25 protein-coding genes are annotated in these 26,599 nt (G+C 63.7%); 13 read left to right on the top strand and 12 right to left on the bottom strand.

Annotation, left to right across the window (positions count from 1 at the left end; translation table 11 throughout):
* The first annotated feature begins 102 nt into the window (after nucleotides 1–102).
* The 10 genes from C7435_RS08980 to C7435_RS16965 all read left to right on the top strand — a co-directional run bounded on the left by C7435_RS08980 (nucleotide 103) and on the right by C7435_RS16965 (nucleotide 8,779).
* Nucleotides 103–687 (top strand): sigma-70 family RNA polymerase sigma factor, encoded by a 585-nt coding sequence (locus C7435_RS08980; RefSeq protein ID WP_170150414.1) that lies wholly within the window; start codon nucleotides 103–105, stop codon nucleotides 685–687.
* Nucleotides 684–1,355 carry a ChrR family anti-sigma-E factor gene (locus C7435_RS08975; protein ID WP_121211015.1) on the top strand — a complete coding sequence of 224 codons (672 nt, stop codon included), beginning with the start codon at nucleotides 684–686 and terminating at the stop codon, nucleotides 1,353–1,355. Before C7435_RS08980 ends, C7435_RS08975 begins: the two co-directional genes overlap by 4 nt.
* 121 nt (nucleotides 1,356–1,476) lie before the next feature.
* Nucleotides 1,477–2,520 (top strand): LacI family DNA-binding transcriptional regulator, encoded by a 1,044-nt coding sequence (locus C7435_RS08970; protein WP_121211013.1) that lies wholly within the window; start codon nucleotides 1,477–1,479, stop codon nucleotides 2,518–2,520.
* A gap of 121 nt (nucleotides 2,521–2,641) precedes the next feature.
* Nucleotides 2,642–2,971, top strand: a complete 330-nt coding sequence (locus tag C7435_RS08965; protein ID WP_075188438.1) for an Hpt domain-containing protein — start codon at nucleotides 2,642–2,644, stop codon at nucleotides 2,969–2,971.
* 57 nt (nucleotides 2,972–3,028) lie between these two features.
* Complete coding sequence (locus C7435_RS08960) at nucleotides 3,029–3,331, top strand: STAS domain-containing protein (protein WP_075188439.1); 303 nt, start codon at nucleotides 3,029–3,031, stop codon at nucleotides 3,329–3,331.
* Between the two features lie 7 nt (nucleotides 3,332–3,338).
* Nucleotides 3,339–4,532 carry a PP2C family protein-serine/threonine phosphatase gene (locus tag C7435_RS08955; RefSeq protein WP_170150413.1) on the top strand — a complete coding sequence of 398 codons (1,194 nt, stop codon included), beginning with the start codon at nucleotides 3,339–3,341 and terminating at the stop codon, nucleotides 4,530–4,532.
* The gene (locus C7435_RS08950; RefSeq protein WP_233350726.1) at nucleotides 4,522–5,385 is read left to right on the top strand and encodes an ATP-binding protein; all 864 of its coding nucleotides are present in this window, start codon (nucleotides 4,522–4,524) and stop codon (nucleotides 5,383–5,385) included. The genes C7435_RS08955 and C7435_RS08950 overlap by 11 nt, the downstream gene beginning before the upstream one ends.
* Before the next feature lie 206 nt (nucleotides 5,386–5,591).
* Nucleotides 5,592–6,494 (top strand): hypothetical protein, encoded by a 903-nt coding sequence (locus C7435_RS08945; RefSeq protein ID WP_233350725.1) that lies wholly within the window; start codon nucleotides 5,592–5,594, stop codon nucleotides 6,492–6,494.
* 105 nt (nucleotides 6,495–6,599) lie between these two features.
* Nucleotides 6,600–7,763, top strand: coding sequence for a dipeptidase (locus tag C7435_RS08940; protein ID WP_121211008.1), 1,164 nt, complete (start codon nucleotides 6,600–6,602; stop codon nucleotides 7,761–7,763).
* Between the two features lie 158 nt (nucleotides 7,764–7,921).
* Complete coding sequence (locus tag C7435_RS16965; protein ID WP_147422666.1) at nucleotides 7,922–8,779, top strand: hypothetical protein; 858 nt, start codon at nucleotides 7,922–7,924, stop codon at nucleotides 8,777–8,779.
* 46 nt (nucleotides 8,780–8,825) lie between these two features.
* Here the strand turns inward: C7435_RS16965 and leuB are convergent, their stop codons facing one another.
* From leuB to C7435_RS17150, 10 genes are all read right to left on the bottom strand, one after another.
* Nucleotides 8,826–9,887 (bottom strand): 3-isopropylmalate dehydrogenase, encoded by a 1,062-nt coding sequence (gene leuB / locus C7435_RS08930; protein WP_121211005.1) that lies wholly within the window; start codon nucleotides 9,885–9,887, stop codon nucleotides 8,826–8,828.
* Complete coding sequence (leuD, locus tag C7435_RS08925; protein ID WP_121211004.1) at nucleotides 9,884–10,471, bottom strand: 3-isopropylmalate dehydratase small subunit; 588 nt, start codon at nucleotides 10,469–10,471, stop codon at nucleotides 9,884–9,886. The genes leuB and leuD overlap by 4 nt, the downstream gene beginning before the upstream one ends.
* Complete coding sequence (gene leuC, locus C7435_RS08920) at nucleotides 10,464–11,903, bottom strand: 3-isopropylmalate dehydratase large subunit (RefSeq protein WP_121211002.1); 1,440 nt, start codon at nucleotides 11,901–11,903, stop codon at nucleotides 10,464–10,466. The genes leuD and leuC overlap by 8 nt, the downstream gene beginning before the upstream one ends.
* The gene (locus tag C7435_RS08915; RefSeq protein ID WP_121211000.1) at nucleotides 11,893–12,849 is read right to left on the bottom strand and encodes a branched-chain amino acid transaminase; all 957 of its coding nucleotides are present in this window, start codon (nucleotides 12,847–12,849) and stop codon (nucleotides 11,893–11,895) included. Before C7435_RS08915 ends, leuC begins: the two co-directional genes overlap by 11 nt.
* Before the next feature lie 14 nt (nucleotides 12,850–12,863).
* Nucleotides 12,864–14,453, bottom strand: coding sequence for a 2-isopropylmalate synthase (locus C7435_RS08910; protein ID WP_121211402.1), 1,590 nt, complete (start codon nucleotides 14,451–14,453; stop codon nucleotides 12,864–12,866).
* Nucleotides 14,435–14,755 carry an ACT domain-containing protein gene (locus C7435_RS08905; protein ID WP_075188447.1) on the bottom strand — a complete coding sequence of 107 codons (321 nt, stop codon included), beginning with the start codon at nucleotides 14,753–14,755 and terminating at the stop codon, nucleotides 14,435–14,437. The genes C7435_RS08910 and C7435_RS08905 overlap by 19 nt, the downstream gene beginning before the upstream one ends.
* Nucleotides 14,756–14,757: 2 nt before the next feature.
* Entirely contained in the window at nucleotides 14,758–16,479 is a 1,722-nt protein-coding gene (gene ilvG / locus C7435_RS08900; protein ID WP_199288363.1) for an acetolactate synthase 2 catalytic subunit, read from the bottom strand.
* Nucleotides 16,480–16,511: 32 nt separating this feature from the next.
* Nucleotides 16,512–17,528 (bottom strand): ketol-acid reductoisomerase, encoded by a 1,017-nt coding sequence (gene ilvC, locus C7435_RS08895; RefSeq protein WP_075188449.1) that lies wholly within the window; start codon nucleotides 17,526–17,528, stop codon nucleotides 16,512–16,514.
* The gene (ilvD, locus tag C7435_RS08890; RefSeq protein ID WP_121210999.1) at nucleotides 17,525–19,249 is read right to left on the bottom strand and encodes a dihydroxy-acid dehydratase; all 1,725 of its coding nucleotides are present in this window, start codon (nucleotides 19,247–19,249) and stop codon (nucleotides 17,525–17,527) included. Before ilvD ends, ilvC begins: the two co-directional genes overlap by 4 nt.
* An 86-nt stretch (nucleotides 19,250–19,335) precedes the next feature.
* Nucleotides 19,336–19,473: a hypothetical protein gene (locus C7435_RS17150; protein ID WP_158025516.1), complete on the bottom strand. Its 138-nt coding sequence runs from the start codon at nucleotides 19,471–19,473 to the stop codon at nucleotides 19,336–19,338.
* A gap of 191 nt (nucleotides 19,474–19,664) precedes the next feature.
* Here C7435_RS17150 and C7435_RS08885 point away from each other — a divergent pair, with 191 nt between their 5' ends.
* The 3 genes from C7435_RS08885 (at nucleotide 19,665) to C7435_RS08875 (ending at nucleotide 22,884) form a co-directional block, all read left to right on the top strand.
* A complete protein-coding gene (locus C7435_RS08885) occupies nucleotides 19,665–20,042 on the top strand; it encodes a YbaN family protein (protein ID WP_075188451.1) in 378 nt (125 codons plus the stop codon).
* 570 nt (nucleotides 20,043–20,612) lie between these two features.
* Nucleotides 20,613–21,962: an ammonium transporter AmtB gene (locus C7435_RS08880; RefSeq protein ID WP_121210997.1), complete on the top strand. Its 1,350-nt coding sequence runs from the start codon at nucleotides 20,613–20,615 to the stop codon at nucleotides 21,960–21,962.
* A gap of 250 nt (nucleotides 21,963–22,212) precedes the next feature.
* Nucleotides 22,213–22,884: a TorF family putative porin gene (locus tag C7435_RS08875; protein WP_121210995.1), complete on the top strand. Its 672-nt coding sequence runs from the start codon at nucleotides 22,213–22,215 to the stop codon at nucleotides 22,882–22,884.
* Nucleotides 22,885–22,947: 63 nt separating this feature from the next.
* Here the strand turns inward: C7435_RS08875 and C7435_RS08870 are convergent, their stop codons facing one another.
* Nucleotides 22,948–23,982: a beta propeller repeat protein gene (locus tag C7435_RS08870; RefSeq protein ID WP_121210993.1), complete on the bottom strand. Its 1,035-nt coding sequence runs from the start codon at nucleotides 23,980–23,982 to the stop codon at nucleotides 22,948–22,950.
* Complete coding sequence (locus tag C7435_RS08865) at nucleotides 23,979–26,504, bottom strand: zinc-dependent metalloprotease (protein WP_233350724.1); 2,526 nt, start codon at nucleotides 26,502–26,504, stop codon at nucleotides 23,979–23,981. The genes C7435_RS08870 and C7435_RS08865 overlap by 4 nt, the downstream gene beginning before the upstream one ends.
* Between the last annotated feature and the right edge of the window lie 95 nt (nucleotides 26,505–26,599).

The raw sequence follows: 26,599 nt of genomic DNA, 5'->3' as shown, positions 1-26,599 counted from the left end.
ATCCGCTTCGCGGCTGTCATCGTAGGGCGAAGCATGTACGCTGCGGCCGAGATATCCATTCGTCCGGCCCGGAGCCGGGCCGTCGACCCGGGAAAGGGGCGCATGACGGACATGACGGACAGGCCGACCCTTTCGGATGCGGCCCGGGAAATGTCAGCCCTTTTGGTGCGGGTGGGTCAGACACACGACCGGGCTGCGTTTCGCGTCGTGTTTGATCATTTTGCGCCGCGTATCCGGGCCTTCCTGTTGCAACGGAGACTGGCTCCGGCGCAGGCGGACGATCTGACCCAGGACGTGATGCTGGCCGTCTGGCGGCGTGCGGCGAGTTATGACCCGGCCAAGGCCGCTGCCTCGACATGGATTTACACGATCGCGCGCAACCAGCACATCGACCAATTCCGCAAGGCTCAGCGCGCCAGCAAAATGGACGAAACCGACCCGTCGCTGCAGCCGGTCCCGATGCCGGCGGCGGACCTTCTGTTTGAACAGGCCGAGTCTGCCGAGACGGTCGGTGCGGCGCTCGAAAGTCTCTCAGCGGACCAGCGCGAGGTTGTCGCGATGGCCTTCAATGAAGGCCTTTCCCACAGTGAAATCTCCGAGCGGCTGAATGTGCCGCTCGGAACCGTCAAATCCCGTATACGGCTGGCCATGAGCAAGCTGAAAACCACCCTTGGAGACTTGCAATGACCCAGCGCGGTCACGTGCTTGACGATGCCTGGTATCTTGATTTCGCAGCCGGTTCGCTGGCGAGCGAGGCCGAGGCAGTGCTCGTCCGTTCGCACGTTGAACTCAATGAAGACGCCAGTGAACGCGTTGCCGGTCTGGACCGCATTGGCGGCGCGCTGCTGGAGCGTCTGCCGGCCGGACAAGCCCTGTCCTTCAATGCCGATGATTTGCTGGCCCTGGCCGAGGCGGACGATGTCGTTCCCGCCGATACGCCAGCATTTGAGTTGCCCGGGGAGCTCGACGGTGTTGACGTTCCGGAGGCCCTGAAGGCCTATCTCTCCGAAACCGGCGTGCGTGTGAAATGGGAGTTTCTCGGTCCCGGACTTCGCAAGGCGATCCTGTGGCGGGGCGAGGGTGACACGAATTTGTGGCTGCTCAGGGCCGAACCTGGCGTCGCGATCCCGCACCACGGTCACAACGGATCCGAACTCACCCTGGTGCTGAAAGGCAGTTTCTGGGATGGGGACCAGGAATATCGTCGCGGCGATGTTGAAGAGGCGCATCCCGATATCGAGCACGATATCCGCATCGATCCGTCCGGCGTCTGCGTTTGTCTGGCTCTGACACACGGCAAGTTGCGATTTGCCAATCCGCTTTTGCGGGCATTTCAGGTCTTTACCGGACTCTGATCCGGCGAGGCGCGGCCCGCCTGGGCTTTTGCACGAGTGACGAAGGCGGGTGCGGGCGCCATGCGTTTGCGCTACCATCACGGATCACGTGATTTCGTCAGGTGCCGGGGTGACGGTCAGCATGAGTGTGAAGACGCGGGCGAACAAGCAGTCCGGAGCGACGATCAAGGACGTGGCCAACGCCGCTGGCGTCTCGGCGATGACGGTGTCACGCGTGCTGAACGCTGAGCCCAATGTCCGCCCGGCAACGCGCGAACGGGTCCAGTCGGCCATTCTCGAGCTGAACTACCGTCCCAATCTGTCTGCCCGCAATCTGGCGCGCGCCAACGCCTATTTCATCGGCTTGCTGTATGACAATCCCAGCGCTGGCTATATCAGCGAATTGCTGATCGGCGCCCTCAATCGCTGCCGCTCCTCGGGCTATCATCTGGTGCTGGAGAGTTGCGGTGCCGCAGACGAGGACTGGACCAGCCAGATCGCTGACATGCTGCGGACTTCCAATTTCGACGGTGTGATCATGCCGCCGCCGGTCTGTGATCATCCTGACGTTCTTGACGCCGTTGCCGCGGCCGGCATCCCCTATGTCCGCATCGCGCCCGATACAGACATAGACCGGGCGCCCTGTATCCTGACAGATGACCGGGCAGCAGCGCGCCGGATGACCGAATATCTGATCGGCCTTGGCCATACGCGGATCGGTTTCATTCTCGGACCGACCGAGCACGGTGCCAGCCGTGAACGTCATGCCGGCTTCCTTGAAGGCCTGGCGGCGCACGGGATCGAAAGTGATCCGGCGTTGATCGCCGCCGGGGCGTTTACCTACAAGTCCGGTCTTGAGGCGGCCGATGTGCTGCTGTCACTCGAACAGCGCCCGACCGCTATTTTTGCCTCGAATGACGACATGGCCGTGGCGGTGATTGCGCTGGCACACAAGCATGCGCTGGACGTGCCGCATGACCTGACCGTGGTCGGCTTTGACGACACCCAGACCGCGACCGCGATCTGGCCGCAACTGACCACGGTCCGGCAACCGATTTCCGACATGTCGAGTGCCGCCGTCGAGCTGTTGGCCAGTCATCTCAATGGCGATGAGAATGCCGTCGCCCGGTGTGAAATCCGGTCCGAAATCGTGATCCGTGACTCGTCGACCGGACCTGCCCGCTAGCTTCACAAACCGGTCGACAGCGGCCAAGCTGCAACGGTGGCTTCGTGCCGGCGGCAAACCGGTGGACAATTGTCTGCCATGCCATGGCACGAGGCTTGGCCTGCAGTGACGGAGACCTGATTTGAGCAATTGGCAAGACCATCCGGAAGTGGACCCAACGATCATCCAGGGCCTGATCGATGCTGTCGGGCATGATGCCTTTTCGGGCATGCGGGATCAGTTCGTGACCGATCTGCGGTCTCTCGCCGAGGCGTACAAGCAGGCTCATGCCGGTGCCGATTTCGACCAGGCGCGCGCGCATGCGCACGCTCTCAAAGGGGCGGCTGCCAATATCGGACTGGTGCAGCTCAGCGTGATCGCCGGTCAGCTTGAGCGCGACGGGTCTGATCCGGGTTCCGATCTCGCCGCCATCCTCGACCGGTCAATTGTGCGTCTGGAAGCTGCGTCTTGAGGCTGGCCGCAGCTGGTTGTCTGCCAGGCTGCGCACATGACAGATTGGGAGAATGCCATGGACTATCGTTGTGAAACCCGCGGAGATCGTTTCCTTGTTTCGATCTCGGGCGTGCTCACCTTTGATGATCATGAGAAATTCCGTCAGGTCGTGGCCGAAATCGCCGATTGCGCACCGGCGACCGTCGAACTGTCGCTGGCGACCACACGGATGATCGACTCGGCCGGGATCGGCATGTTGTTGTTGGCCAATGACAAGGCGGGGCGATGCGGCAAGTCGCTGCGTCTGTCGGGTGTGACCGGGCATGTCGCCAAGGTGATCGAACTCTCGAAGATCGACCAGCTGATCCCGGTTGATTGACGACGCGATGGGAGGCGATCCGCAATCTTCCACCAGCCGCTGCGTCGATGATGACGCGGTGATCCTGGTCGTCGATGATCTTCGCTCGTCCCGCCTTCTGATCGGTTCGGTGCTCAATGCGGCCGGCTTCACCAATCTCCTGTTTGCCAGCGATGGCATCGAGGCGGTCGAGCGCCTTGAAAGCGAACCGGTCGACATGATCCTCCTCGATATCGTGATGCCGCGCATGGACGGGTTCGAGGTCTGCCGCCAGGCACGGGGCCGTCTGGGCCTCAACATCCCGATCCTGATCCAGTCCGGCCTGCAGGATGCCGACCAGCGGGCCTCAGCCTTTGATGCCGGTGCCTCGGATATCGTTTCCAAGCCGATTCACGCCCATGAGCTGGTGTCGCGCGTCCGCCTTCATCTCGAGCGGCGGCGGATGATCGACAGCCTGCAGACCTATCAGCGGCGGATGGAGGATGAACTCCGGGCCGCCGAGTCGATGCAGGTCTCCTTGCTCAAGTCCGACGCCGATGTCGCCGCCATCGCCCAGCCGCGCGGCGCGGCGTTGACCACTTTCTATCAGGCGTCCAACCAGCTCGGCGGCGATTTGTGGCAGGTGTTCGAGATCGATGCGAGCCGGTTCGGCCTGTTCATGGTTGACCTGTCCGGCCATGGCGTCGCTGCCGCGATCAACGCCTTTCGCGTTCACATGCTGGCCGAGGCGCGGCGTCGCGACCGGGGTGATCCGGGCAAGTGGCTGGCGGCATTGAATGATGATCTCTGCCAGATGCTGTCGATCGGGCATTTCGCGACGGCCTTCTATGGCGTGGTTGATGTCGCCGGCGGACGGTTGGATTACGCCGCTGCTGGCGCGCCGCCTCCGATCCTTCTGGAGGCGGGCGGCGAGTGGCGGCCGCTTGATGGGTCGGGACTTATCCTGGGCTGCCGGGAAGGCGTGACCTACGATACCCATTCGGCGCGACTGGCTGTCGGTGATCATGTCCTGCTTTACAGCGATGCCCTGTACGAGAATTTCGACGTGCCCGAAGAGTCGCTGGAGCCGCACGACATGGCGGCGCTGGCGCGTGAAGTGCTCACATCTGCCACCGGCGCCGATTTTCACCAGGCGCTGATAAACCGGGTCTTTGCCGACGAGATGGCGCAGCGCCGGGACGATCTGACGCTCATGCTGCTGGAGGTCACGGGTGACGTCTGATGCCGCCCACGCCGGTGCCGTCGAAGACGGCATCTGGGTTCGTTTGGCCGACCCGCAAATGGCAGCGGCAGTTTTGGTCAGTTTTGCCGAGCGCTTTCGGGACTCTGTGACCACGGTGGATGTCTTGCCGGAGGGGGCGACGATCGGCCTGGTCATCGTCGATGATGCGCATCATGCCGACATTGAAACGGCGAGTGCACACGCGGCCGGTGTCCTGCAATCGATCCTGATCACCGCCGACCCGTCGGCTGACGTGCGGGCCGATTTCGTGCTCGCGGCGGATGTCGGCATCGAGTCGGTGAAGTCTGTCCTGCGCGCGGCCAAGGATTTCCACGACCAGGTAATGACCCTGAAAGCCGATGTCGCCCGGCGCAAGTCGGCGATCGGCACCATCATCACCGGCCAGTTCGTGCTGCGCACGCTCGATGAGGCACGCAATCTGGCCACCATGCTGGCGCTGGCCTGTCCCAATGCCGACCTGGTTGCGATCGGGCTTCAGGAATTGCTGATCAATGCCGTTGAGCATGGCAATCTCGAAATCGATGCTGCGACGAAGCAGGAACTCCTGATGTCCGGGCGTTGGCGCGAGGAAATCGAAAAACGGCTCAACGATCCTGCTTTCGCTGACCGTGTGGTCAACGTCACCTTTCAGCGCAGCGAGCGCATCATATCTCTCACGGTTCAGGATGAGGGCGCCGGCTTTGATCATGCGCGTTATCTCACGAGCAGCGCGCCGGGCGATGGCTATCGTGGCCGCGGTATTGCCATGGCCCGGGACCTGTCCTTCTCCTCGCTGACCTATCACGGCGCCGGCAACCTGGTGGAAGCGACCATCCTGATTGAACCTGCCTAGCGCCGCCCGTTCGTCATTCCGGCATTGCTGTCGCAGATCGCGTTGATGGGCGGCAGCCTGCCCGCGACGCGGGCAAGTTTCCCGTAGATTCGAATATTCTCGCGTTCAGCTTTGGTTCAGTCGAAAATGCCCCTAATCTGCACCAGACCAGGGGTGGGATCGAAACGCAGGGGCGTTTCGCGCTGTCTGGGGGGAAGGGGATCATGATGAAAACCCAAATTTTCACGAGTGTGGTGGCATCTGTGCTGCTGGCCGGAGCCGCCATTGCTCAGGACACGTCGGCTCCGCCGAGTTTCGGCTCCGTCAATCTGAGCGCCGGTTTCACGCCGGACCCGTACAATGTGACGCTCACATCGGGTGGCCAATTGCGGGCCAGCAACATCTCCAGCTCCTGCCGTGGCTGGATCGCCAATGCGCCGGACTATTCGGTCTATTACCAGGCCGGCAACATGTTCGATCTGACCATCGGTTCGGTGTCGAGCTCCGACACCACGCTTGTGGTCAATGGCCCCTATGGCAATTGGTACTGCGATGATGACAGCGGTGAAGGCCTCAATCCGAGCCTGACCTTCAACAATCCGCAATCGGGCCGCTATGACATCTGGGTCGGGTCTTATTCCGAAGGTGATTATGCCCAGGCAACGCTGTCCGTGTCCGAACTCGGCATGGCCGGTGGCCAGCCTTCACAGGGCAATATGGGCGGAATTGACTGGTCGCTGCAGTCCAATTTCGGCTCGGCCAGTCTGCGCGGCGGTTTCACGCCGGACCCCTATCGCGTCAACATCATCTCCGGTGGCACCTATCGCGCCGACTCGGTGCGCACGGGTTGCCGTGGCTGGGTCTCGGCGGCCCCGGATTTCGAGCTCAGCTTCACAGCCGGCTCGCTGCCCCTGATCCTGTCGGCGGCTTCCAGCTCTGACACGACGATTTTGGTCAATGATCCCAACGGGAACTGGCATTGCGATGATGATGGCGGCAATGCCGGCCTCAATCCGGCGCTGACCTTCAACAACGCCCAGTCGGGCACCTATGACATCTGGATCGGCTCCTACAGCCAGGGCGATAATGCCCAGGCCACGCTGTCGATCTCGGAGCTTTACAGCGAATAGGTCTTCGCGGTTTTGAGACAGGGGCGGTCGCTGGCAAGCGGCCGCCCTTTTTTCGTGCGCCGTTCCGGTCTATGGCTTTGAGCCTCAAAATCGGGCGGGGTCATCATGCGTATCTTCTTCGGCATCATCCTGGTGGTCATCCTCGGCGCCGCGATCACGGTCTTCGGCATCGTCCCGGCGCGCATTGATGATGGCATGAATGTCGTCACCGCCCACGACCCCTATGAGCTGAGCGGTGAGGCCGAGGCCCTGCACGAAACGCTGCGCGTCGCCGACCTTCACTCCGACATGCTGTTATGGATGCGCGACCCGACGCGCTGGAATGATCGCGGTCATACCGACCTGCCGCGCCTGCGCGCCGGCGGTGTGGCGCTGCAGGTCTTCGCCAGCGTCACCAAGACCCCGTCCGGCCAGAATTATGACAGCAATACCGCCGACAGTGACGACATCACCGCCCTGGCCATCGTCCAGCGCTGGCCGGTCCGGACCTGGACCTCGATCCTGGAACGCGCCGTCTACCATGCCGACCGCCTCAACCGCCTGGCCGACCGCGATGACAGTTTCACCGTGGTGCGGACCCGGGCCGATCTCGAGGCCGTCCTCGCCGCCCGCGAAACCGATCCGACCGCGCTGGCCGGCCTGCTGGAGACCGAAGGCGCCCATCCGCTCGAGGGTGATCTCGGCAATATCGACGTGCTGTGGGAGGCCGGCTATCGCATGCTCGGCCTGCAGCATTTCTTCGACAATGAGCTTGGCGGCTCGCTGCACGGTGTCTCGAATGCCGGGCTGACGGATTTCGGCCGCGATGTCATCCGCCGCATGGATGAGCGCGGCCTGATCATCGATGTCGCCCATTCCTCGCCGCAGGTCGTCGACGAAGTCCTGGCCATGACCAACAGCCCGCTGGTGGTCTCCCATACCGGCGTGCACGGCCATTGCGAGGTCAAACGCAACATCCCCGACGCCCTGATGCAGCGCATTGCCGCCGGCGGCGGTCTGATCGGCATCGGCTTCTGGGCCGATGTGACCTGCGACGACAGCCCCGAAGGCGTCGCCGCAACCCTGCTGGCCGCCATCGAGCTGGTCGGCATCGACCATGTCGCCCTCGGCTCGGACTATGACGGCACCGTCACCACCACCTTCGACGCCTCCGAATACGCCGTCCTAACCGACCGCCTGCTGGATGCCGGGTTGAGCGAAAGCGAAATCCGCCAGGTCATGGGCGAAAACACGATCCGGTTCTTTTTGGAGAATTTGCCGGAATCGTGAACAACTCATTTTAACTACGGTTCTGAGAAGTTTCGTAAAAATTGGTGCCCTAGCCGTAGGCGGCGCAGCTGAGGCGATACGGCGAACGAGAAGGTGCTAGCCAGTGCGTCTAGCAATCCATCAGTGCGCGAATGACGAGGTAGAGGCGGCACGACGCAATGGCTGTTTCGAAAAATTTTCCCGGACTGGATAGGCTGGTTGATCTCGCAGGAATTGAAGCCACAGAATTGCCCACTCAAGAGTTTTTGCACGATTGGGTCAGCTTCGCCTTCGCTCTTTTAACGGTGAGTGCAACGCTACTCTCTGCGTTCTGTGGCGCTTGGTATGCAGGAAAATTGAATCGAAAGCTTGCCGAGGAACAGCATCGTCGACAATTGCGAGATCAGTCCCACGAGCAGGCCGCGCAGCTGATAAGCACTTTTCTGGCAGCGAACAACTATTTGTCTAGCAACGCATCACATGTGGTCTTGGGGAACCGTCTGGCTCTAGAAGAACTTGCTCATCAGAATAGGTGGTCATTCGTCCGATCAAGGATAACCGGAAGCCATTCGCCCGGAGAATTGCCGGCCTGCTGTTTTGCATTGCTCATTCAGTCAAACGAACATGATTGTCTGGCGAACATTTCTGCGTTCGTTGAGCAGACGCTATTGCTTGAAGACGCCCTAAAGAAATTTGAGGCAGATCGCGAAAAGTTTGACCTCGCTGTTGAGCAGTTGAGGGTTTCTCCCCTACGTGTGCAAGCTGGCAAAGGCATTACTGGGGATATTGCTTGGTCAACGGAAGCAAATCCAGACGTGCACCGTCTTGCCCTATCGTTGGGCCAAATAAACTCTCAAATTCTCGAACTGTTGCCGGAAGTGCTTATTTCAAGCGGCCGATGCCACGAAAGTTTGACGTCGGCATTAGCTCGGAATGCGTTGGCGTGGGGGTTCGATACGGGCGTCCCAATCATAACGCTTAGGCCGGTACGCGGAGACATTTTTGGTGATCCTGCGGCGATGTTTGGCAACGACTGACATGGAAGCCGCTCTAGTTCTGTAGCAACGGCCGTGAGGGCACCACCTACTCCGCCGCCACAGCCTCCGCCTCCAAATGCTCCACCAGCTTCACCCCCGCCAGCGAACAGCTCAACGAACCACCCAGATCCCCCGTCCATTCGCCAGCCTGATGCATGGCATCAACAGCATCCCGGATCCGTCTCGCCGCCCCCGTCTCGTCCAGGCTTTCCAGCAATTGCGCCACCGCTTCGATGGCGCCGAACGGGTTGGCCTTGTCTTGGCCGGCAATGTCGGGGGCCGAGCCGTGGATGGGTTCGAAGAGGCCCGGCTTCTGGTCGCCCAGCGAGGCTGAGCCCAGAAGGCCGATCGAGCCGGGCAGCATGGAGGCTTCGTCGGAGAGGATATCGCCGAACATGTTCTCGGTGACGATGACGTCAAAGCTCGCCGGGGCGCGCAGCATGTGCATGGCGGCGGCGTCGACATACATGTGGTCGAGTTCGATATCGGGGAAGTCGCGGGCGCCCATTTCGGAGACGGTTTCGCGCCACAGACGGCTGGTTTCCAGCACATTGGCCTTGTCGACCGAGGTCAGCTTGCCGCGCCGCAGGCGGGCCTGCTGGAAGGCGATGCGGGCGACCCGTTCGATCTCGCCGCGCGAATAGGTGCAAGTGTCGCTGGCGCTGTCGGCACTGCGCTCGCGCGTCCCGAAATAAATCCCGCCGGTCAGCTCGCGCACGATCAGCACATCGGTGCCGGCCACCAGGTCCGCTCGCAGGGGTGATTTGCCGGCCAGGGCCGGGTGAACGGCGGCCGGGCGCAGATTGGCATAGACGCCGAGCGCCTTGCGCAGGGCCAGCAGGCCGGCTTCCGGGCGGATATCGGCGCGGTCCCATTTTGGTCCGCCGACCGCGCCGAGGAAGATCGCATCCGAGGCCCGGCAGGTCGTCAGCGTGGCCGCGGTCAGCGGTTCGCCGAATTCATCGATCGAGGCGCCGCCAAAGGCGCACGTCTCGAAGCTGACGCCAAAGCCCTCAAGGGCCGCGACATGCTCCAGCACGGCGCGGGCGACAGCGGTGATTTCCGGTCCGATCCCGTCACCGGGCAAAAGTGTGATGCGGTAGGTCATGCGTGGTCGGCCTCATATGCGTCGATCGCATCGGCATGGCTCATCAGGAAGCCGAGCGGATCGGTGCCCTCCATCAGGCAGTGTTTGGCAAAGGGTTCTATGGCGAAGTCGAAACTGGGACCATTGCCCAGATCGACATGCTGGCTGGCGAGGTCGACCTTGATCGAGACACCCGGATTGGCGAGCAGCCAGTTGTGCGCCGCCTCGGGCGCCACGATCGGGAGAAGTCCGTTGCGGGCCGAGTTGGAGCGGAAAATGTCGGCAAATTCGCTGGAGATGACGGCGCGGAAGCCGAAATCATGCAGCGCCCAGGGCGCATGTTCGCGCGACGAGCCGCAGCCGAAATTGCGACCGGCGACCAGAACCCGGCACTCTGCCGTGTCGAGACTGTTCAGCGAGACCGTGTCCAGCGGCTTGCCCTCGCCATCATAACGCCAGTCGTGAAAGGCCAGCTTGCCCAGACCGTCGCGGCTGGTGGTGGTCAGGAAGCGGGCCGGGATGATCTGGTCGGTGTCGATGTCTTCCTGGTCGATCACGAAAGTGCGGCTGTCGATCTGGCGGATATCGTCGATTTGATCAGGCATGGGCGGGCTCCATCAGCTCGGCCGGGTCGATGACATGACCGGCAATGGCCGCCGCCGCAGCCGTGGCCGGACTGGCCAGCACGGTGCGCACGCCCGGTCCCTGGCGGCCTTCAAAATTGCGGTTCGAGGTTGAGACGACCAGCTGGCCCGGCTCGCCGCGATCGCCATTCATCGCGATGCACATGGAGCAACCGGGCTGCCGCCACTCGGCCCCGGCCTCGAGGAATATCCGGTCGAGACCTTCCGCTTCCGCCTGGGCCCGGACCGCGACCGAGCCGGGGACAATGAGAGCGCGGACGCCCTCGGCCACCCGCCGTCCGCTCATGATGGTCGCCGCCTCGCGCAGATCGGTGATGCGCGAATTGGTGCACGACCCGATGAAGACCTGATCGACCTTGGCGCCGGCGACCGGCATGCCGGCTTCCAGGCCCATATAGGAGAGGGCTTTCCGGTGCGAGGCGCTGCGCGGCTGCGGGATGGGCGTGTTGACGGCAATGCCGGTATCCGGCGCCGTGCCCCAGGTGACCATGGGGCGGATATTGGCGGCGTCGATCATGACTTCGTGGTCGAACCGGGCGCCGGGATCGCTGCGCAGCGCGCTCCAGCGTGCGACGGCTTGGTCCCAGTCGGCGCCGGACGGGCAGTGCTCCCGGCCCTCCAGCCAGTCAAATGTCGTTGCGTCCGGAGCAATCATGCCGGCCCGGGCACCGGCTTCGATCGACATGTTGCAGACCGTCATCCTGCCTTCCATGTCGAGCGCTTCGATGGCGCTGCCGGCATATTCGATCACGCAGCCCGTGCCGCCATCGACACCGATCTCCGCGATCACAGCGAGGATGATGTCCTTGGCGGAAATACCCTTCGCGACCTCACCATCGACGGTGACCCGCATCGATTTCGGTTTGCGTTGCAACAGGCATTGCGACGCCAGGACATGACCGACCTCGGTCGTGCCGATGCCGAAGGCCAGCGCCCCGAACGCGCCATGGGTAGCGGTATGGCTGTCGCCGCAGACAATTGTCATGCCGGGCTGGGTCGCGCCCAGTTCCGGGCCGATCACATGCACGACGCCGCGATGGCCGCTGCCCCAGCCATGCAGGGTGATGCCATGCTTTTTCGTATTGTCCTGCAGCCGCTCGACCTGGCTTTGCGCCGCCGCTGTCGCATAGGGCGGCGTGTCGCCGGGCGCGAAATCCAGCGTCGGTGTCGAATGGTCGATCGTCGCCAGGGTGCGGTCGGGACGGCGCACGGCCAGGCCGCGCTCATCGAGCACGGAGAAGGCCTGCGGCGAGGTGACCTCGTGCACCAGGTGCAGGTCGATATAGAGCAGGCCCGGTGTCTCGTCCGTTTCGGCGCGAACCTGGTGAGCCTCCCAGACCTTGTCGAACAGCGAGCGCGGGGCTTGATCCGCGCGCTCAGTCTCAGGCGACATGCTGGACCTCCATCGCATTGTCCTGGACCGGCTGCAGCCAGCCATGGCGGTCCGGCGTCTTGCCCGAGAACAGGCCGAAGAAGCGCTCCTGCATCAGCTCCGCAATCGGGCCGCGGCCACCGGCGCGCACGACATGTCCGTCGACGGAGCGGACCGGGGTGATCTCGGCCGCCGTACCGGTGAAGAAGATCTCGTCGGCGAAATACAGGCTCTCGCGCGACAGGGTCTGCTCGCGCACGTCAAAGCCTTCCGCCTCAGCCAGCTTGATGACGCTGTCGCGGGTCAGGCCCGACAGGATGGAGGCCGAGCTCGGCGGGGTGCGGATGACCCCGTCGGAGACCACGAAGATATTCTCGCCAGCGCCTTCGGAGACCAGCCCGTTGACGTCCAGCCCGATGCCTTCGTCGAAACCGCGCGAATGGGCTTCATGGCTGATCAGCATGGAGGAGAGATAATTGCCGCCGGCCTTGGCGCCGGTCGGGATGGTGTTGGGGGCCGGGCGGCTCCATGAGGAGATGCAGCAATCGACGCCCTTGGTCAGGGCTTCCTCGCCCAGATAAGCGCCCCAGGGGAAGGCCGCGACGCAGATTTCCGGCTTCGTATCTGCGCCCGGCAGCACGCCGATCCCGCCATAGCCGAAAAAGGCGACCGGGCGGATATAGGCGTCCTTGAGATGATTGGCGCGGATCACCATGCGGCAGGCCGCTTCGACCTCTTCCTCGGTGTGATTGATCGGCATGTGATAGACCTTGGCGCTGTTGAACAGGCGCCGGACATGGTCGGTCAGCCGGAAGATCTGCGGGCCGGTTGGCGTGTTGTAGCAGCGGATTCCCTCGAACACCGAGGAGCCGTAATGCAAGGCGTGCGAGAGAATATGGGTCTGGGCTTCGTGCCAGTCGATCAGTTCGCCATTGCGCCAGATGAAGTCGGTTTCCTGGATAGCCATTGTTTCAAGTCCTGTCAGACGGCCGCGGCCGGTTGTTTTTGGGTCATGTCGGCCCGGCCATAGGCCTCGCCGCGATCGAGGGTGAAGAGCAACGAGTCGATCGCTGCGGTAACGACATCAGGGCCGCGGGCACGGCCGGAGAAGGTCTCGCCGGCGATGTCGACGCTGATATCGGCAACAAATTCACGGCCAGTGGTGGTCGAACGCATCCGCGTTTCCAATCCGATCACGGTCGCGTCAGTGCCGGTGATGCGTTGCACCGCCGCGAAGGCCGCCGCCATCGGGCCGTCGCCGGAGGCAATGTCGGAGACACGACCCCGGTCGGGATGTTCCAGCTCTACCCGGGCAAACTGTTTCGGCTGGCGGCCGGCCGTGGTGCGCAGCTCGGTGCGCAGAACGGTCCAGCGTGAGCCGCTGGGCGAAAAGCCCTCCATCATGGCGACCAGGTCGGCATCGTTGACCTCGCCCAGCTCGTCGGCGAGATGTTTGAAGTCCTTGAAGACCTGGTTCAGCTTGTCCGGGTCGGGCTGATAACCCAGCTTGGCCAGGCGCTGGACCAAAGCGTGCTTGCCGGAATGCTTGCCCAGCACCAGGGCCGAGCCGGGCGCGCCGACGCTTTCCGGGGTCATGATTTCATAGGTGCGGCGATCCGAGATCATGCCGTGTTGGTGGATGCCGGCCTCGTGGGCAAAGGCATTCTTGCCGACAATCGCCTTGTTCGGCGCCACGGGGGCACCAGTCACCCGCGACAGGCGCTGGCTGGCGGCCCAGATCCTGGTGGCATCGACATGGCTGATGGCCGGGAAGATGTCGGCCCGCACCTGCAGCGCCATGACGATCTCTTCCAGCGAGCAATTGCCGGCCCGCTCGCCGATGCCGTTGATGGCGCACTCGACCTGGCGGGCGCCGCCCTTGACGGCGGCCAGCGAGTTGGAGACGGCGAGGCCGAGATCATTGTGGCAATGGGCCGAGAAGATCACGTGCTCGGGCCGTTCGACCTTGGCGATCAGGCGTTCGAACACGGCGCGGATCTCGTCCGGCTCGGAATAGCCGACCGTGTCCGGTACATTCAGCACGTCGGCGCCATGGGCCGCGGCGCAGCTCATCGCCTCGACCAGGAAGTCAGGCTCCGTGCGCAGCGCGTCCTCGGCGGAAAACTCAATCTCGTCGAAGGTTCCGGCGGCGTGCTTGAGGCAGCGCTCGATGGTCTGCAGCACTTCGCGTCGCGACATGCGCAGCTTGGCTTCACGGTGGATCGGGCTGGTGGCCAGGAAGATGTGCAAGCGCTTGCGGCGAGCCGGTTCCAGCGCGATGGCCGCTGCATCGATATCTTTCTCGGTGGCACGGGCCAGCGAGCACAGGGTCGAATTGCGGATTTCCGAGGCAATCAGGCGGATGGCTTCGCTGTCGCCCGGTGAAGCGGCGGCAAAGCCGGCCTCGATCGTGTCGACGCGCATGGCTTCGAGCAGGCGGGCGATCTCCAGTTTTTCCGCCGGATTCATCGAGAAGCCGGGCGCCTGTTCGCCATCGCGCAGCGTGGTGTCGAAGATTTGCAACCGGTCCGGCTGCGGGCTGTTTACGGGTCTCAGTGTCGGGGCGGACATGCTTGTCTCCATCGGTCCGGACCGCCAGCCGCCTGGGCTGCGATCTCCGGTGCAATCTGGGGGTGGTTGTCACGGGTGAAGACGCCGCGCACGTCGAGCAGGCGCGCGACCTGGCGCGCCAGCACGTCCATGTTGCGGGCGCCGTCACGGGCATCGAGCGTCATGGTGACAGTCGACTGACCATTGCTGGCCGCGTCCTTGTCGAGTGTGGCGATGGTGAAGCCGCGGCGTTCCACAAGACCGATAAGCCGCATCAAGGCGCCTTCGGCGTCAGCGAGTTCAATACGAAGAGAGGTGCGCATGATCAGTCCTCCATCATGTCGGCATTGGACGCGCCCGGCGGCACCAGCGGCCAGACATTCTCACGCGGGTCGATCAGGACATGCGCGAGGATCGGGCCGCGGGCGTTGAGCAGGCGGTCGATGGCCGCGGGAACTTCCTCGCGGCTGTGAACGGTGAAGGCCTCGATACCGAAGGCATGGGCCACTTCCGCGAAATCGGGATTGTCGTAGAGGTCGATCTCGGAGAAATTCTGGTCGAAGAAATATTCCTGCCACTGCCGGACCAGGCCCAGCGAGGCATTGTCCAGCAGCAGGATCTTGACCGGCACGCCATAGCGACGGGCGGTCGCCAGCTCCTGGATATTCATCATGATCGAGCCGTCGCCGGTGATGGTGACGACCTTGGCGTCGGGCCGCGTCATGGCAGCCCCGATCCCGGCTGGCAGGCCATAGCCCATGGCACCCAGACCGGCCGAGGTCAGATGATGTTCCGGGCGCGAGAAACGGCAATGCTGGGCGACCCACATCTGGTGCTGGCCGACATCGCAGGCGGCGATGAAATCGTCACCGGCCGCCTCCGATAATTGTTTCAGCATGGCCGGGGCGTAGACGCCGGATCCGGGCGCGTCATAGCGAAAGGCGTGGCGATGTTTGCGATCGACACAGGCATCACGCCATTCGGCGATGTCCAACCAGTCATTGGTGATGCCGGCCAGGATGGCGGTGATGTCGCCGGCCAGACCGATCTCGGCCCGGCGCAACTTGTCGATCTCGGCGGCATCGCCATCAATATGGATGATGCGGGCACCCGGCGCGAAACTGTCCAGCCGACCGGTCGCCCGATCGTCGAAACGGGCGCCGCAGCAGATCAGCAAATCGCTCTCATCGACGGCGACATTGGCGGCGCGGCCGCCATGCATGCCCAACATGCCCAGAAAGGTCTCGCTGTCCGGATCAGGACAGCCCAGCCCCTTCAGCGTCGCGACCGTCGGGATTCCGGTGCGGGCCATGAAGTCACGCACGGCCTCGACCGCGCCGCCAAGTGTGACGCCGCCGCCGATATAGAAGACGGGGCGTTTGGATTGGGCCAGCAGGGCCGTCGCGGCTGCCAGGTCTGATTCAGGCGGCTGCGACGGCCCGGCCTCAGGCCGAGGCTCTGGGGGTAGGGTGGGGTACGCCTCGGCTTGTAGGACATCCTTCGGCAGGTCGATCAGGACGGGGCCGGGGCGGCCACCCTCCGCGATCGCGAAGGCTTCGGCGATCATTTCCGGAATCCGCATCGGGTCGCGGATGATGATCGAGTGTTTGACGACCGGCATCGACATGCCGAAGACATCGACTTCCTGGAAGGCATCCGTGCCCATCAACCCTGACGGGACCTGGCCGGTCAGGATGATCATCGGGACGCTGTCCAGATAGGCATTGGCAATGCCGGTCAACAGGTTGGTGGCCCCTGGGCCGGAGGTCGCCAGGCAGACGCCGGCCTTGCCGGTCAACCGCGCTTGGGCGTCGGCGGCAAAGGCGGCGGCCTGCTCATGGCGGACCAGGATATGCTGCAGGGACGAGCCGGTCAGCGCGTCATAGACCGGCATGATGGCCCCGCCCGGATAGCCGAAAACGCGGGTGACACCCAGGGCTTCCAGCGTGCGCACGACCGCGTGCGCCCCGGTCTGTCGAGGGGCGGGGCGGGCGGCAGCGGCGGCGGTCGCCGTGTCGTCGATTTCGGTGGCGGGCAGGGCCGTCATCTCACTCAGTCCTTCTTGCGGTCACGGCCGGGTCAGGCATTGGCGCCGGGCTGCAGCCACGGCATGTCGGCGCGCAGGGCGGCACCGGTTTTCTCGATCGGGTGTTCCAGGTCCTTGCGCAGGAGCGCTTGGTATTGCGGCTTGCCGGCCTGGTTCTCGGTGATCCAGTCGCGGGCAAATGTGCCGTCCTGGATGTCCTTGAGGACTTCGCGCATGCGGGCGCGGGTCTCGTCATTGATGACGCGCGGGCCCGAGCGCAGATCGCCGTAAATGGCCGTTTCCGAGATGAATTCATGCATCTTGGCCATGCCGCCCTCATAGAGGAGGTCAACGATCAGCTTGAGCTCGTGCAGGCATTCGAAATAGGCCACTTCCGGCTGGTAGCCGGCATCGACCAGCGTCTCATAGCCAGCCATGACCAGCTCGGTCGCGCCGCCGCACAGAACGGCCTGTTCGCCGAACAGATCGGTCTCGGTCTCTTCGGCAAATGTGGTTTCGATGATGCCGGAATTGGCGCCGCCAATACCGGCGGTATAGGCCAGCGCCCGGTTGCGGGCTTCGCCGGTGGCGTCCTGCTGGACGGCAAACAGGCAGGGTACGCCGCGTCCGATCTCGTATTCACGGCGGACCAGATCGCCGGGACCTTTCGGGGCGACGAGGATGATGTCGACGCCTTCTGGCGGGGTGACGCGGCCGAAATGGACCGAGAAACCGTGCGCGAACAGGACCGCATCGCCGGCCGACAGGTTGGGCGCGATCGACTCGCGGAACAGGGCTTCATGGCTCATGTCCGGGGTCAGGATGGCGATCAGCTTGGCACCCTTGGTGGCTTCGTCCGGCGTCGCCGTCTTCAGGCCATCGGCCTTGGCCTTGGTCTCGCCGGCACCGCCGGGGCGGACGCCGACCGTCACGTCAAACCCGCTTTCCTTGAGGTTCATGGCGTGGGCGCGGCCCTGGCTGCCATAGCCGATCACGGCGATCGGCTGGGCTTTATAGGCTGTCGTGTCGACCTCGAAGGCGGCACGGCGGGACGGGGTGGACGCGGTCATGCGGGCATCTCCTGCTTGGATTGCATGGCTGTGGGTTGCGGCGACGCCTTGGCGGGCGACGGCGCGATGAGGGTGGTGGCGCCGCGCGAGGCCGAAGCGACCAGGGCGGCGTATTTGGCGAAGACACCGGTCGGTGCGGGCCGGCCGGAGGTGGATTGCGGGCGATTGGCCAGATCGGCCTCGACATCGATCCGGCGGGCGGCGACATCGATACGGATCATGTCGCCATTGCGGACCCGGCCGATCGGGCCGCCATCAGCCGCTTCCGGGCTGACATGGCCGATCACGAAACCCTTGGAGGCGCCGGAAAAGCGGCCATCGGTGACCAGGGCGACATCGCCGGCCAGGCCCTGGCCGACCAAGGCCGCGGTGACGCCCAGCATTTCACGCATGCCGGGGCCGCCCTTGGGGCCTTCATTGCGGATGATGATGATGTCGCCGGCCTTGACCGAATTGGACTCAACGGCGGCAAAGGCATCCTCCTCGCACTCAAAAACGCGGGCCGGACCGGAGAATTCCGAGCGGTCATGGCCGGACAGTTTCAGGACGGCGCCCTCGGGCGCCAGATCGCCGGTCAGGACGCGGAAGCCGCCATCGGGTTTGACCGGATTGGCGACGCTGTGAATGACGCGCTGATTTTTGGCCTCGGTGGCGCTGGCGCATTCGGCGTGCAGGCTCTGACCGGTCACGGTCGGTGTGTCGGTCAGGAGACCGCCCTCGATCAGGCGTTGGCCGAACAGGCGCGAGCCGCCGGCCAGGAACATGTGGTGGGCCAGGAAACGACCGCCGGGCTTCAGATCGGTGATGACGGGGGCCTGGCTGGAGATGCGGTCGAAATCGGCAATGTCGAACGGCACACCCGCTTCAGCCGCGATGGCGGCGACGTGCAGGACAGCATTGGTTGAGCCGCCGGAGGCCGAAGCAGCGATGACGGCGTTGCGCAGGGAGGCTTCGGTGATGAAACGGCGCGGCGTGGTGCCGGATTTCGCCAATTCGACAGCCAGTCGGCCGCAGCGGGCGGCGGCCGCTGGTTTCTCAGGGTGCGGCGCCGGGATGTCGTTCACGCCCATCGGCGACAGGCCCAGCATGGTCAGGATCATGGCCATGGTATTGGCCGTGAACTGGCCACCACAGGCACCGGCGCCGGGGCAGGCGGCTTTTTCGACCTTGGCCAGGCCGGCATCGTCGAGTGTGCCGGCGGCGTGGGCACCGACGGCCTCGAACACGTCCTGGATCGACAGGGCCTGGTCGCCCAGCTTGCCGGGCATGATCGTGCCGCCATAGAGGATGCAGCCGGGCACATCCATCCGGGCCAGTGCCATGGCGGCGGCCGGGATGGTCTTGTCACAGCCAACCAGGATGACGACGCCGTCCAGGCTATGGCCGCGCGTCGCCAGCTCGATCGAGTCAGTGATCACCTCGCGTGAGATCAGTGAGGCGCGCATGCCCTCGGTGCCCATCGAGATGCCGTCGGAGACAACAATGGTGTTGAAGTCGACCGGATGGCCGCCGGCCTCGCGCACGGCCTCACGGACCGGCTCGGCGAGATCGGCCAAATGCATGTTGCAGGGCGTGACCGTGGTCCAGGTGTTGATCACCCCGATCATCGGCTTGTCGAAATCGCCATCCTCCATGCCGGTGGCGCGCAACATGGCACGGGCCGGCGCGCGGGCCGGGCCTGCCGTGATGGCGTCTGAGGATTTGCGGTGGTCCTGGGTCATTTCATGTTCCGTGGTTCGAAACACAAAAAACCCCGCTCCGTGTCCGGGAGCGGGGTTTTTTGTGTCTGCGTGTCCGAGGTCTCTCGTCAGGCAGGCGCGCTAACCGCTCCCGTTATGGTGGGGATAATAAGTACAAGTACGAGAAGGAGGAGGCCGAGCGTGTTCGCCCGCTCGCCGGTCAGGGCAGCGGCCGGTGCAACCGGCAGGGCGTACGCAGTGATCATCAGATCGGCTTTCCAGAACTCTATTGCGGTGCAACGTGACCGGTGAATTTGGTTAAGGCAACCCCGATTTGGAAAAAAACTGCACCGAAGCTCAAATTTTGGCACAAAGCGGCAGGTTCATTCCCGGAATGAGGCTTTTGAGCACTGGAATACTACGCGCTCGCGCGCGCGAAACAGGGTAGGTTGCCACGATGTGGTTGAAACGCATGATCTGGCGCGGGCTTGGCCTGGTCTTTGTGGCCCTGGCGATCGCCGGTGTCGTGCTGCCACTTGTGCCGACGACACCCTTTCTCCTGCTTGCGGCCTTTTTCTTCGCCCGCTCCTCGCCCCGCCTGCATGCTTGGCTGTTGTCGCACCGGCAGTTCGGCCCCTTGATCCGCAACTGGCATGACCATGGCAGTATTGGCCGGCGGACCAAGTATTTTGCGGTTGGCGCGATGCTGGCGGCATTGCTGATCAGCATCGCCTTGGGGCTTCGCCCGCTCCTGATCGCGATACAGGCGCTGGTCCTGTCCGGTGCCGCCTATTTCATTTTGAGCCGCCCTGAGGGACCTCAAGACGAGGCCTGAAGCGCCATGTGACGGCCGGTTCACCTTGCTGCATCGGCAGGCAGGCCTGTTCATTTTCGTGCAGCGGGAAACGTCAGCACCGGAATCCTGATTAACCGGTTGACGGAACATTGAGCGCGCGCAGCAAATTTTCGGGCGACATCCGATCATGTCGCGACTCTGTGGATTGAACTGCTGGCGGCGGCCGACGCCAGCCTCTTTCCCGGAGAAGAAATTTGCAGGTCGGAGCAATATTTGGACCCGCGGTGAAAAAAAGCACCGCAAATGCATCGTTCGGAGAAATTTGTTGCGATGCAGCATAATGGGTCCTACACTGATGATATCAAGAGTCGCCTCAAGGTGACCTGACCACAGAGCGCACAGATTGGATCCGTCACCACAGCGATGTGGTGCGGATCGTGAGGGACGGCGAAACCACAGGGTTTTCGCTGGTGCGCGCCACGTATGGCGACCGTCAACTCATTGATCCTCGACAAGTTTTTTCAAGTGCTGCGGGCAGTCCGCAGCCCTGTTCGCGACCTGATGACAGGCCGGATGGTGAGGGGCAGTTGCCAGAACGGGGGGATCCCAATGATTGGCAGAACACAGATGAACAAGACACTGGCCAGGGGCGCATTGTGCGCCGTGGTGGCAGGTATCGGTTTGACCGGTGCCGCCCACGCCGAGGTGTCAGAGGAAACAGCGTTTGTTTTCAACACGCTCTTATTCCTGATCGGGGGGTTCCTGGTCATGCTCATGGCGGCCGGGTTCGCCATGTTGGAAGCCGGTTTCGTGCGCACCAAGCACACGGCCGCGATCTGCCTCAAAAACATCGCCCTCTACTCGATCGCCGGCATCATGTTCTACTTGGTCGGCTATCAGGTCATGTATGGCGGGCAGACCCCCTATTTCGGCATCCCTGAAATCTGGGCTCCCTCCGAGGTGGCCAGCGATGAGGCGATTGACCTGGGAACCGGCTATGCGGCGGCATCAGACTGGTTCTTCCAGATGGTGTTCGTGGCCACTGCGGCTTCGATTGTCTCCGGCACGATCGCCGAACGGGTCAAGCTGGGTCCCTTCTTCATCTTTGTCGTTGTCCTGACTGCGGTGATCTACCCGATCCAGGGCAGCTGGGAGTGGGGCGGCGGCTGGCTGGATGCCGAGTTCGGCTTCTCTGATTTTGCTGGCTCCACCCTCGTTCACTCGACCGGTGGCTGGGCGGCGCTCGCCGGTGCCATTCTGCTCGGTGCCCGCGCCGGGCGGTTCGGCCCAGACGCCAAGCCCATGATACCCGGCTCCTTGCCGCTCGCCACGCTGGGCACCTTCATCCTCTGGTTCGGCTGGTTCGGCTTCAACGGCGCCTCCCAGCTCGCCCTGGGGTCCTCGGCCGATGCGGTCGCGATCTCGCAGATCTTCGCCAACACCAATATGGCCGCAGCCGGCGGTGTGGTGACGGCTTATCTTCTGTCCATGCTGCTCGGTGGCGGCAAGGCCAATCTGGCCTATTGCCTCAACGGCGCCCTCGCCGGTCTTGTGGCCATCACCGCCGAGCCGCTGACGCCGACCATCATGGAGGCCATCGCCATCGGTGCGGTGGGTTCCGTGATCGCGACATTCGGTGCCAAACTGCTGGAACTGGTCCGCATCGACGACGTCGTCGGCGCCATCCCGGTCCACCTGTTCGCCGGTATCTGGGGCACGATGGCGGTGCCGCTGACCAATTCCGACGCGACCTTCTTCGGTCAGGCGGTCGGGGTCGGCGCCATCGGTGCCTTTGTCTTCGCCACCAGCTTCGTCGTCTGGCTGGTCCTCAAGATCACGGTCGGGATCCGACTGTCACCGGATGCCGAGAATGTCGGTGGCGACCTGTCCGAGCTGGGACACAATGCCGGCTCGATCTTCGCCAGTGACGTGGGAAAGACGTCGGCCCCGGCGCAGTAACGGCACATGTGGCCGGATCCGGTGAGCCTGTCTCGCCGGATCCGGCCCCGCCGCCGGACGGGGCCGTCCCGCAGCCAAGCCAGACCGTTTCATCAACCCCGGAGCGCCGGTCCAGCCCGACCTCCCTGCAGACACTGAAATCCGCGCCGGTCGTCACGCGGTCAACGGGAGAGCTGCGCTCCCGACCAGCGGGCCGGAGCACTCTGAAATCCAGACCATCAACACCCGATTTTCCACCCAGGAGTAAGTCATGAAAACCAAGTTTCTCGCCCTCGGCCTCGCGGCCTGCTGCTTCACCGCCCCGGTTGCCGCCCAGGAAATCACCGGCAATGTCGCACTCGCGACGGACTATATCTTCCGCGGCATCACCCAGACCGATAATGGCCCGGCGATTTCCGGCGGCTTTGACGTCGAAAGCGGTGGCTTCTATGGCGGTGTGTGGGCGTCCAGCGTCGATTTCAGCGACGACACCACCATGGAACTCGACCTCTATGGCGGTTACGGCTTCGCCGCAGGCGGTTTCGACTTTGACGTTGGCGGCATCTACTATGCCTATCCCGATAGCCCGAGTGCCGGGGGCGATCAGAACTTCTTCGAGTTCTATGGCGGCATTGCGCGCAGCTTCGACATCCTGAGCTGGGACGCCAAGCTGTCCTATTCGCCGGAATTCTACGGCGAGACCGGCCCGGCCATCTATCTCGAGACCGGCCTCGGTCTGGAAATCGGCGCCGGCATCACGCTGGACGGCCGTGTCGGAGCCAGTCGCTTCGATGACTTCTCAGGCGCGGATTATGAGGATTATAGCATCGGCCTCTCTGGCACGATCTTCGACAATGTCGGTTGGGGCCTGCGCGCTCACGATGTGTCGGGTGGCGGCAATGAGTCGGTCGTCCTGTCCTTCTCGCAGAGCTTCGGCGGTTAGTCGCGGCAACCCTCCGCTTAACGCGAACGCATTGACGGGCCCGGCCTTGCGCCGGGCCCGTTTCTATTGGGCCGTCAACCGCCAGATGCCGCCATTGGCACCAATGATCCAGCCGGTCTCGCCGGACGGTGAAAAGGCAACCGCATTGGGAGCGGCAATCTCCCAGCCGCTCGCCTCCCAGCTAATGGTGTCGCCACTCACACGACCCAGATCCACACCATTCGTGCCCACCGACATCCAGCCATCGCCGAGCGGGCTGATGTCAGAGCGGTAGCCATTCGGCTGCGGATCGCCCCAGACCCAGCTTGCGCCACCATCCCTGGTCAGGGCGAATGTGCCGTCCCGGCGTTCCGGGTCCTGGTAATCGCCACCGACTGCTGCCAGCAGGCCGTCCGGCCCGGCTGCCAGCGCGAAAATCCCGGCCCCGCCGGACCCCGCCGCCAGAGGCGCAGGCCGCGCGACCCAGCTCTCGCCGAAATCACAACTTGCGAGAACGCGGGCGATGGCACCGCCCCCGGTTCCGATATAGGCGCAACCGTCCGGGGCAAGCGCGATCGACGTGTTGGAAGCGGCAAACCCGGCTTCGCCGTCAAGCGGTTCGGGTAGTCCTTCGACCTGTTCCCAACTCGCCCCCCCATCGCGTGTTCGGAGGATCAGGAATTGACCATCGACCGGGTCGGAAAAAGCAAGGCCTTGCCTATCATCCCAGAAAGCGAGGCTGTCAAAGAAGGCGGACCCGCTCCCGTCTTCCCAGGCGATCGTGAAACTTGCTCCGCCGTCTCGCGTTTCCAGAATCCGGGCGGGCTGGCCTGCTGTGATGAACAGCGCGTGGCTGTCGTCAAAACCATGTGCCGAGCGCAGATCGGCGCCCTCGGCCGGCCCGGCTGTGGTGACCTGCCAGGACAGGCCGCCGTCCAGCGTCCGCAAAACGCCGCCTTCAGGCGCCCCGATCCAGACGACCTGGTCCGAGACGACACTTAGTCCGCGCAGCGACGTTGTGACACCGCTGTCCTGGCGCTCGACCTGCCAGGTCTCGGCGGAACACCCGGTGAGCGCGAGTGCGACCGTGGCCAGGCCGAACCGGGACTGCCGCTTCACTCTCCCAGCCCCAGCAAGCTTGCGCTGTCGCAATGCCAGCATGTGTCGGCCCCGATCGGGCTGCCGGGCGGGACCGGCGTGTCGACCAGCTCCGGCGTTTCGCCCTCATCAAACCGGGCCAGGCCGGCCGCCGCCGCACGGGCCAGCCAGAGCTGGTGGCTGGCTGCTGCGTCATTGCGCTGCCGGGCGGGTTCATTGCGAGCAATTGTTTCAAGGCGCTGCCGGGCCGCGGCGGAAGGTGCGGCGGGGTCCGAGACAAGAATGTCGAGCAATTGCGCGACATATTCGGTCTGGAGCACCCGGCGCAGCGGCACCAGCCGGGCCGCCTCATTGCGGGGCGCGTCGAACAATTGCGCCTCGACCCGGTCAAACAGGCTCGCAAGGTTCATCTGGCTGCCGTCCCGAGCCGCCTGGTCCGCCAGGCGGGACAGCCGGGACGGGTTGAGCATGGCTTCAAGCGTGATCTGTCCGGCTGCGGCGGCGGCGCCGGTGCGGCTGAAGGCCGGGTAATCATCGGACCGGAAGAGTTCCCGCGTTGCGGCCGGATCATAGTCGGCGAAGGGGGCCGGCACCATCAGGGTGAGGATATCATCGGAAATATCCAGCACTTGCGGATCGAGCGTTGCGAGGAGGGCGTCGAGCGCCCGGGTCTGATCTGCAGCGCTCACCGGCGTCAGCCCGATCAGGCCAGCCTGGTTGGGCCCGTAGTTGAACACCACGCCGCCAATGGATTTTCCAACTGCCTCAACCTGATAACGATGGTAGAGATAGATCGGCGGCAGCACCTGACGCAGGCCGCTGGCGGGTTCGCCCTGTGCCAGCACATGGGGACCAAAAGCCGCGAGAGCTCGCGCCCGGACGGCCAGCGTCTCCTCAAGCATGGCGACCGGATCGGCGCCATTGTCCCACAGATTGGCGAGCGGGTGGGCGCTGGCATTGCCGCGGGCATGACGGTCAGTGATGTAAAGCAGGCCGTTGGCGGCGGCGTCATCAAGAATGGCGTTGAGCGCTGCAGTCTCTGTCGACCCCTCACCGAACTCGCCATAAAGCCATGAAATCGCGACACGATCCCAGGCCGCTATGCCGGTGTCATAGGCCGCGCTGGTATCGATCTCGCCATTGCTGTCGAGTGTCACCAGGGGGGCCGGATAGTCCATCACCGAGGCGCGGTCCGAGACGCTGGCGGCGAAATTGTGGGCGAGGCCGATTGTGTGGCCGATCTCGTGCGCCGAGAGCTGCCGGATACGGGCAAGGGCGAGTTCCAGCGGATCATTTGCGGCACCGGTCCCGGTATTTTCCACTCCCATAAGCCCTTCAAAGATCATGCGATCCTGACGCACGCGCTGGGAGCCGAGTATGACATGCCCTTTGAGAATTTCACCGGTACGCGGGTCAATCACCGAGCCGCCATAGGACCAGCCGCGGGTCTGGCGGTGCACCCATTGGATGACATTATAGCGGACATCGAGCGGGTGGGCGCCTTCCGGCAGAAGCTCGACACGGAAGGCGTTTTCATAGCCGGCCGCGGTGAAGGCCTCGGCCCACCAGTTGCCGCCTTCGATCAGCGCGTCACGGATGAGGGATGGCGTGCCGCGGTCGAGATAATAGACGATCGGTTCGACGACTGGCCCGGATTGTGCTGACGGATCAACACGCTCCAACCTGTGGCGCAAGGCGAGCGAGCGCCGGACGGGGGCGTCCAGCGGTGTTGCCATGTCGTAGAAATCCAGCGTGATCGCGCCCGAGCGATCATCGGCTTCGCGCGCTTCATAGCCGGGTTCGGGCAGGGCCGCGAAGGAGTGGTGGACGGTGAGGGTGACCGACTCCGGTGCCGGCGTCACAGCCCGCACTTCCGACCCTGGACTGGAGCTGGATAGCGTCAGAAGGGCGTCAATTTCAACATTTTGCGGAAAGACCAGCGCACTGTCGGTAAGGGCGGTAGAGCGGTCGGTAGCGATCGAGAAACTGCCCTGGCCGCTGTTCGACAATTGCCGCACCGTGCCGATCGGATCGCGCTTGAGGAAATCGCCGAGATCGATCAGCACCGAACCGCCCTCTTCGGCGACGATATCGGTCGACCAGATGACCGAGCGGGCGAAGGAGTTTCGGGTCGCCGCAGCCTCGTCCGGCCCGGCACCCTCGGCGCGATAGCCCGTATTCTCGAACTCGGCGAACACCCGGTCGTTGACCCGGAAAAAACGCAGGATTTCGGAGCTTGAGCCGAGTCCGCGATCCAGTCCGACCGGATTCGATCCGAGGCCGGATGTCAGCCGGGCGGTGTAGATCATGCGACCAAGGTCATTGCCTTCGCCGCCGGTTAGCCGGGCCAGGATGCGACCGTCGGACGGATCGAGATAGAGCGGGATGAAACCGTCGCGCAATTCCAGTTCGGCAATCGTCTCGGCATAGCCCGCCGCGTCATTGTCCTGCCCCTGCGCGACCGGCGTCAGGGCGGAAAAGGCGAGTGCGCAGCCGGCAATCATGGCCAGCGTCTTCGTCGTGGTCATCCTGGTGATCTTCATGGTGGTCCTGGTCCCCTTCTTTGCGGCGACGCTAGCCGAGCTGTCACGCACTGTCACGTTGGCGGTTGACCGAATTGGATATTGTATACAATTTG

Source organism: Maricaulis maris (genome assembly GCF_003634045.1).
GTDB lineage: Bacteria > Pseudomonadota > Alphaproteobacteria > Caulobacterales > Maricaulaceae > Maricaulis > Maricaulis maris.
Note: the sequence above shows the minus strand (reverse complement) of the source record. Positions and strands in the feature narration are given on the sequence as shown.

Coding starts and splice junctions, on each gene's coding strand:
- C7435_RS08980 (WP_170150414.1), top strand. CDS start 103: ATGACGGACATGACGGACAGGCCGACCCTTTCGGATGCGGCCCGGGAA.
- C7435_RS08975 (WP_121211015.1), top strand. CDS start 684: ATGACCCAGCGCGGTCACGTGCTTGACGATGCCTGGTATCTTGATTTC.
- C7435_RS08970 (WP_121211013.1), top strand. CDS start 1,477: ATGAGTGTGAAGACGCGGGCGAACAAGCAGTCCGGAGCGACGATCAAG.
- C7435_RS08960 (WP_075188439.1), top strand. CDS start 3,029: ATGGACTATCGTTGTGAAACCCGCGGAGATCGTTTCCTTGTTTCGATC.
- C7435_RS08955 (WP_170150413.1), top strand. CDS start 3,339: ATGGGAGGCGATCCGCAATCTTCCACCAGCCGCTGCGTCGATGATGAC.
- C7435_RS08945 (WP_233350725.1), top strand. CDS start 5,592: ATGAAAACCCAAATTTTCACGAGTGTGGTGGCATCTGTGCTGCTGGCC.
- C7435_RS08940 (WP_121211008.1), top strand. CDS start 6,600: ATGCGTATCTTCTTCGGCATCATCCTGGTGGTCATCCTCGGCGCCGCG.
- C7435_RS16965 (WP_147422666.1), top strand. CDS start 7,922: ATGGCTGTTTCGAAAAATTTTCCCGGACTGGATAGGCTGGTTGATCTC.
- leuB (WP_121211005.1), bottom strand. CDS start 9,887: ATGACCTACCGCATCACACTTTTGCCCGGTGACGGGATCGGACCGGAA.
- leuD (WP_121211004.1), bottom strand. CDS start 10,471: ATGCCTGATCAAATCGACGATATCCGCCAGATCGACAGCCGCACTTTC.
- leuC (WP_121211002.1), bottom strand. CDS start 11,903: ATGTCGCCTGAGACTGAGCGCGCGGATCAAGCCCCGCGCTCGCTGTTC.
- C7435_RS08915 (WP_121211000.1), bottom strand. CDS start 12,849: ATGGCTATCCAGGAAACCGACTTCATCTGGCGCAATGGCGAACTGATC.
- C7435_RS08910 (WP_121211402.1), bottom strand. CDS start 14,453: ATGTCCGCCCCGACACTGAGACCCGTAAACAGCCCGCAGCCGGACCGG.
- C7435_RS08905 (WP_075188447.1), bottom strand. CDS start 14,755: ATGCGCACCTCTCTTCGTATTGAACTCGCTGACGCCGAAGGCGCCTTG.
- ilvG (WP_199288363.1), bottom strand. CDS start 16,479: ATGACGGCCCTGCCCGCCACCGAAATCGACGACACGGCGACCGCCGCC.
- ilvC (WP_075188449.1), bottom strand. CDS start 17,528: ATGACCGCGTCCACCCCGTCCCGCCGTGCCGCCTTCGAGGTCGACACG.
- ilvD (WP_121210999.1), bottom strand. CDS start 19,249: ATGACCCAGGACCACCGCAAATCCTCAGACGCCATCACGGCAGGCCCG.
- C7435_RS17150 (WP_158025516.1), bottom strand. CDS start 19,473: ATGATCACTGCGTACGCCCTGCCGGTTGCACCGGCCGCTGCCCTGACC.
- C7435_RS08885 (WP_075188451.1), top strand. CDS start 19,665: ATGTGGTTGAAACGCATGATCTGGCGCGGGCTTGGCCTGGTCTTTGTG.
- C7435_RS08880 (WP_121210997.1), top strand. CDS start 20,613: ATGATTGGCAGAACACAGATGAACAAGACACTGGCCAGGGGCGCATTG.
- C7435_RS08875 (WP_121210995.1), top strand. CDS start 22,213: ATGAAAACCAAGTTTCTCGCCCTCGGCCTCGCGGCCTGCTGCTTCACC.
- C7435_RS08865 (WP_233350724.1), bottom strand. CDS start 26,504: ATGAAGATCACCAGGATGACCACGACGAAGACGCTGGCCATGATTGCC.